General features: G+C 63.9%; 1 protein-coding gene, 1 rRNA gene and 1 pseudogene. 2 read left to right on the top strand and 1 reads right to left on the bottom strand.

Annotated elements, in window-relative coordinates; all coding sequences use genetic code 11:
* The first annotated feature begins 22 nt into the window (after positions 1 to 22).
* Positions 23 to 139, top strand: a 5S ribosomal RNA gene (rrf, locus tag VE009_RS27170).
* 109 nt (positions 140 to 248) lie between these two features.
* Here the strand turns inward: rrf and VE009_RS27165 are convergent.
* Positions 249 to 5,789, bottom strand: coding sequence for a WIAG-tail domain (locus VE009_RS27165; RefSeq protein ID WP_325013283.1), 5,541 nt, complete (start codon positions 5,787 to 5,789; stop codon positions 249 to 251).
* 386 nt (positions 5,790 to 6,175) lie between these two features.
* On the opposite strand from VE009_RS27165, the pseudogene VE009_RS27160 reads away from it, so the two are divergent.
* A pseudogene (locus VE009_RS27160) lies at positions 6,176 to 6,251 on the top strand (30S ribosomal protein S10); the annotation flags it as partial.

Raw genomic sequence — 6,251 nt, 5'->3', positions numbered from 1 at the left:
CTTGGCGGAAACATCACTTAGGTTTGGTGGTAATGGCGGAAGGGAACCACGCGTACCCATCCCGAACACGAACGTTAAGCCTTCCAGCGCCGATGGTACTTGGACCGCAGGGTCCCGGGAGAGTAGGACGCCGCCAAGCCTGCAAACGCCTCGATTCGCTCACGCGACCGGGGCGTTTTTCTTTTTCCCATGGATGCAACGAAACAACGCCCCTGATCGCATTCGCGATCAGAGGCGTTGCTGCTTTATCATCCCATAGCGATCCAGTTCAATGCGCCTTGCGGGAGCAAGCCGATGTGAATTTTCGTAATTGTAAGGATGGCCGATCGCTCCGTTTGCGACGTGACGGAGACAAAACACGAGCTATGATTGGTCGTCGCCACGATCGCGAAATTCGGATGCGCGAACGGCCGCGGGAAGACGACTTCCACGTCGACGCTGGGGTCCAGCGGTCCGAACGTGAAGGGAATCGTTCCGCACTGCAGCGATGCGCCAAGATTGACGGATTGAGCCAACGCGGGCGACAGCTTTTCGGGACCGATCGAGCCGTCCTGAATGTGCCGGGCTTGCACGGCGCTGTTTTGCAGCTGGTCGGCGCCGACGGAGCCTTCGTCGAGATGCTCCGCCCGTACGGCGTTCGGGGCAAGCTTCTCCTCGGTGACGGCGCCGTTCGCCAGATGGCGTCGTTCGACGGCCCCATCGCTGAGCTTCGAACGGTCGACGCTGCCATCGGCGATGTCGAGCACGCCATCGGCGAGATGTTCGCGAGTGACGATGCCGGGCTGCAGATGATCCGCCGAGATCGTCCGTTCCCCGATATGACGCGCATGCACCGCGCCGTCGGCGAGATGTTCCGACGCAACAGAGGAAACGGCCAAGATATCGGATGTGACGCTGTTCGCAGCCAGCTTCGCCGTCGTCACCGAATCGTCTCGAAGCTGCTCGGTGCCGACGGACCCTCCGCCGAGATGCTCCGACCGCACGGCGTTCGGGGCAATCTTCCGCTCGGTGACGGCGCTGTCCGCGAGATGTTCCGACGCAACAGAGGAGGCGGCCAAGATGTCAGATGTGACGCTGTTCGCAGCCAGTTTCGCCGTCGTCACCGAATCGTCTCGAAGCTGCTCGGTGCCGACGGAGCCCCCGCCGAGATGCTCCGACCGCACGGCGTTCGAGGCGAGCTTCCGCTCGGTAACGGCGCCGTCCGCGAGATGGCGCGCGTCGATCGACGCATCGCGCAGCTTCGAGCCTTCGAGACTGCCGTCCGCCACATCCAGAACGCCTTCGGCGAGATGAAAGCGAGTGACAATGCCGGGCTGCAGGTGCATCGTCGAAATCGACTGCTTGCCGATATGGCCCGCCAATACCGAGCCGGCGGCAAGATGCTCGGACGTGACCGAAGAAGCGGCCAGAATGTCGGACGTGACGCTGCCTGCGGCCAGCTTCGCCGTCGTCACCGATTCGTCCAGAAGCTGCTCGGTGCCGACGGAATCCTGACTCAAGTGATACGAGCGCACCGCGTTCGGGGCAAGCTTCTCTTCCGTGACCGCTCCCTCCGCGAGATGGCGTTCGCCGACGGCCCCGTCAGCGAGCTTCGAGCCGTCGACGCTGGCGTCGGCAAGATCCAGCACGCCTTCGGCGAGATGGGAGCGGGCGACGATGCCGGGCTGCAGATGAACCGCCGAAATCGACTGCTTGCCGATATGGCCCGACAGTACCGCGCCGTCCGCAAGATGCTCGGAGGCGACGGAGGAAGCCGCCAAATGACCGGAAACGACGCTGCCCGGTGCTAACTTTTCCGACGTTACCGATGCATCTCGAAGCTGCTCGGAGCCGACGGAGTTTCCGTTCAGATGTTCCGCCCGCACGGCGTTCGGAGCAAGCTTCTCCGAGGTCACGGTTCCGTTCGCGAGATGGCGGCCTTCGACGGCTCCGTTCGCGAGCTTCGTTCCGGTAACGCTGTCGTCGGCGAGGTCCAGCACGCCTTCGGCAAGATGGGCGCGGGCGACGATGCCGGGCTGCAGATGAGCCGCCGAAATCGATTGTTCGCCGATGTGGCGGCCGAGCACTGCGCCTTCGGCGAGATGTTCCGAGGCGACGGAGGAATCCGCCAGGATGTCGGACGTAACGCTGCCCGCGATCAGCTTCGCCGTCGTCACCGATCCGTCCCGAAGCTGGTCGGTGCCGACGGCGTCTTCGCCGATGTGGCCCCAGCGCACGGAGTTCTGCGCAAGCTTATCCTCGGTGACGGCGCCTTGCGCGAGATGGCGGGCTTCGACAGCGCCGTTCGCGAGTTTCGAACCGACGACGCTGTCGTCCTCGAGATCGAGAATGCCGTCCGCAAGATGCTGGCGATGAATGATGCCCGGCTGCAGATGATGGAGGCCGATGGCCATTTTCCGAATATGCGCCGTTTCTACCGCGCCGTCCGCGATGTGCTCCGAGGTGACGGAGGCCGGGGCCAACGCTTCGGACGCGACGCTGCCCGCCGCCAGCTTATCCGCCGTGACCGCGCCTTCCCGAAGCTGAACGGGGCCGACGGAGCCTTCGCGCAGATGGACGGCATGAACGGCGTCCGGCGCGATTTTGCCGCTTGTGACGGCGCCTTCCGCAAGATGATGCTCCGCGATCGATTCCGCCGCCAGCTTCGAGCCTTGCAAGCTGCCGTCCTCCAAGTCCAGCGCGCCTTCCGCGATATGGGACCGCTCGATGCTGCCGGGCGCAAGATGCGCGCCTGCGATGGAAGCAGGCTGAATATGCGCCGCGCCGACCGCGCCGTCCGCGATGTGCTCCGAGGAGACGGAGGCCGGGGCTAACGCTTCGGACGCGACGCTGCCCGCCGCCAGCTTCGCCGTCGTGATCGAAGCATCCTGCAGATGAGCAGTCCCGACCGCGTTTGCGCGCAGATGCGCCGGGCCGACCGAGTCGGGCGCAAGGTTCTCCCCGGCGACGGCGCCGTTCGCAAGATGCCGCGCCTCGATCGATGCCGACGCCAGCTTGGAGCCGTCCAAGCTTTCGTCCGCGATATCCAGCACCCCTTCGGCGAGATGCGCGCGCGTCACGGCGCCGGGCTGCAGATGGCGGCTCGAGACGGCGCCGTCCGCGAGATGGCTGGCTTTCACCGCGCCGCTCGCCAGATGGGCGGAGCCGACGGAAGAAGCGGACAAGATGTCGGACGTGACGCTGCCGGGGGCCAATTTCTCCGTTGTCACCGCATCGTCCGCAAGCTGCTCGGCGCCGACCGAACCTTCTATAATATGAAGGGATTCCACGGAGCGAGGCGCGAGCTTACCCCCGGTGACGGACCCGTCGGCGAGGTGCCGCGCGTCGATCGATTCCGGCGCAAGCTTGGAGCCGTCCAAGCTGCTGTCCGCGATGTCCAGCACGCCTTCGGCGAGATGCGCGCGCGTCACGGCGCCCGGCTGCAGATGCTGCGTTGCGACGATGCCGTCGGCCAGATGCCGCGTGAAGACCGCCCCGTCCTGAAGATGCTCGGAGCGAATCGCGCGAGGCGCGACGGCGCGCCCTTCAACGGCGTGGTCCGCCAAGTGGTGCGGCGATACGGCCCGTTCCGCCACATGATCGGAAAGCACCGAACTCGCTCGAATATGGACGCTTTGCACGGCTTCGGCGGCGAGATGCTTCCCCTGTACGCATTCGGTCGTCAGGTGAACCGATTTCACCGAATGCTCCGCGAGATGTCGGCTCTGTACCGCGTTCTCTTGGATGTGCGCGCCGGCGATCGCATCGTCGGCGATATGCCGCGTCTTCACGGCGTCGGCTTCGATATGCTTCGCTCCGACGGCGCCCTCCGCAAGCCGCAAGCCGTCGACGGAGCCCGGTTGCAGCGCGCTCGCGGGCACGCTGTTCGCCGCGAAGTGAGAGGGAGCGATCGCGCCGTCGGCGATATGCCGCGATCCGACGGCTCCGCCCTCGATGTGGCCGGATTGCACCGCCTCGCGGCTCAGCTTTTCGGACGTGACGCTGCCCGCTTGCAGGTGGTCGGCGCCGACGGAGAACGGTCGAATTTTATCCGACGTCACCGCGAGGTTGGCGATCTTGTCGGCGGTCACCGAGCTTTGATCGAGATGAGGGGCGCGAATCGTGCCGGGCGCGAGATGGTAACCTCGAATCGTCTCGGCCGCGATATGGACGCCCGCGATCGAGTCTTCCGCGATTTTATCTCCGGTGACGGCGTCTTCGGCGAGATGGTCGCCGGTGACGGCGCTCCGCTCCAGATGAACGGAGGAGACGGACGCGGATCGAAGATGATGCCCGCCGATCGACGCGTTCGCGATCTTGTCGCCGCCGACGCTGCCGTCCGCGAGCTTCGCGGCGGTCACCGCGCCCTCGGCCAGCTTCGACGTCGTGACGGAGCGATTCGCGATTTTGTCTTCCGTAATCGAGTCTTCCGCGAGATGCGGCGTGTCGATCGCGCGTTCCGCGACGTGCCGTCCCGTGACGGCTTCCGGCGCCAGCTTATCCTCGGTCACCGACCGGTCGGTGAGCAGCGGCGTCGTGATCGCGCCGTACCGAATATGCTCCGTGTCGACGGCGCCGTCCGCGAGGTGACGCCCTTCGACGCTGCCGTCGGCGAGCGCTTCGCTCGAGATCGCCGCTTCGGCGATATGGCCGCGGCGGACCGCGCCGAAGGCGAGTTTGTCTTCGGTGACGGCTTCGTCGGCGAGCTTGTCGGTGCCGACGGCTCCGTCGACGAGATGATCGGCGTCGACGCTGGACGGCGCGAGCCGATCGCGCGTCACCGCGCAGGGCGCGATCGCGTCCGTCGTCACGGCGCCGTCGCGAATCATCGCGGCGTCGATGCTGTCGTCCTGGATATGCTCCGCCGTAACGGCTTTCGGTTTAATATGCCGCGTATCCACGGCTTGATCGTCGAGCTTCTCTTCCGTGACGGCGCGGGCGACGAGCTTATCGCTGGTGATGGAAAGGTGGGCGAGCTTGATCGAATTGACGGATTGATTGGCGAGGTGGTGGGTATGGATGCCGCTGTTCGCGATTTTCTCCGACGTGACGGTGCCGTCGACGAGAAGCTCGCCAGAAATGGAGCCGAGCGCCAGGTGGCGATTCGTGATCGAGCCGTCGGCGATTTTGTTGGCGTCGATGATTTTGTCAGCCAACTTGATCGGCGTTATGCTGCCGTCGGCCAGATGAGCGCCGAGAACGGAGCGAAACGCCAGCTTTTCGCTGGTGACCGATTGGTTGCGCAGGTGGCGATTGTCGACGGCGGCGTCGGCGAGCTGGCGGGAGGCGACGCTCCCGTCGGCCAGCTTGATGTCCGTCACCGCATAGTCCGCGAGTTCCTCGGAACCGACGGTGCGCGAGCGAAGCTTGCCGCCGTCGATCGAGCGGTTCGCGAGTTTGTCGTTCGTGACGGCGCCGTCGGCGATATCCTCGGTATAAACGATAGGTCCCACGATGGTTTCCCGTCGCAGCTCGAGCTCGGCCTCGGTTTCGGCGCGGTCTCCGGGGTCGCGGCCGTCAGAATCCTCTGCGACGGCAGGCGGTTCCGGGAGTTCGTCGAGCTCCGACGGGGAGCCGGCTTCCGTCTCGAGGAACATCGCTTCCGCAAGCGCCTCGATGTCCGCATTGTCGTTTTCGACCACTTCGGGAATTTCCTCTTCCGCTGCGGCCGCCACATGCTTCACGGTCAATTTTTCTTCCTCCGGAGGCTCGACGGGCAGCGGGCGCGGTTTCACGGCTTTATCGATCCAATGCATCTCGTCGAATCGGGGACTGACGATTCGCTGAGGCTTCTTCGTTTTTCTCCTCAATGGGGGTAACTCCTTCCGCATCAGTCTAGTGTAGACTATGCAGAGGGCCGGTAGACGGAAACCCAGTTCCGCTGGGCGCAAACCCATTTTCGGAGCAGAGGTCGAAGAAGCGGCACGCTTATTGTTCGATTCGGCCGCCGCCGACATACCGTTTTTCCGCTGGCAAAATTAATATGTATAATCGCGGAACGTTTTCCTTGACGTATGCCTATGAATTTTGATATTATAGTGAGCGTTGGTCTGTGACTGTGCGATGATGCGAGAGGTTGCCGACACACCCGGCCCCTTTGCCATGAAGAGGGAATTGCGGTGTTCAAGACGGTCGGAGAATTTTCGCGGAGTATGTCCGATTACAAAATTGGGCGATAGAAGGAGGGATTTTCACCATGGCGAAGCAAAAGATTCGTATCCGTTTGAAGGCGTACGATCACAGAGTTCTTGACCAGTCCGCGGAGAAAATCG

The sequence above is a fragment of the Paenibacillus sp. genome (assembly GCF_035645195.1).
GTDB lineage: Bacteria > Bacillota > Bacilli > Paenibacillales > YIM-B00363 > Paenibacillus_AE.
The sequence above is the reverse complement of the archived record's forward strand: the minus strand, read 5'-3'. Positions and strand labels throughout refer to the sequence as shown.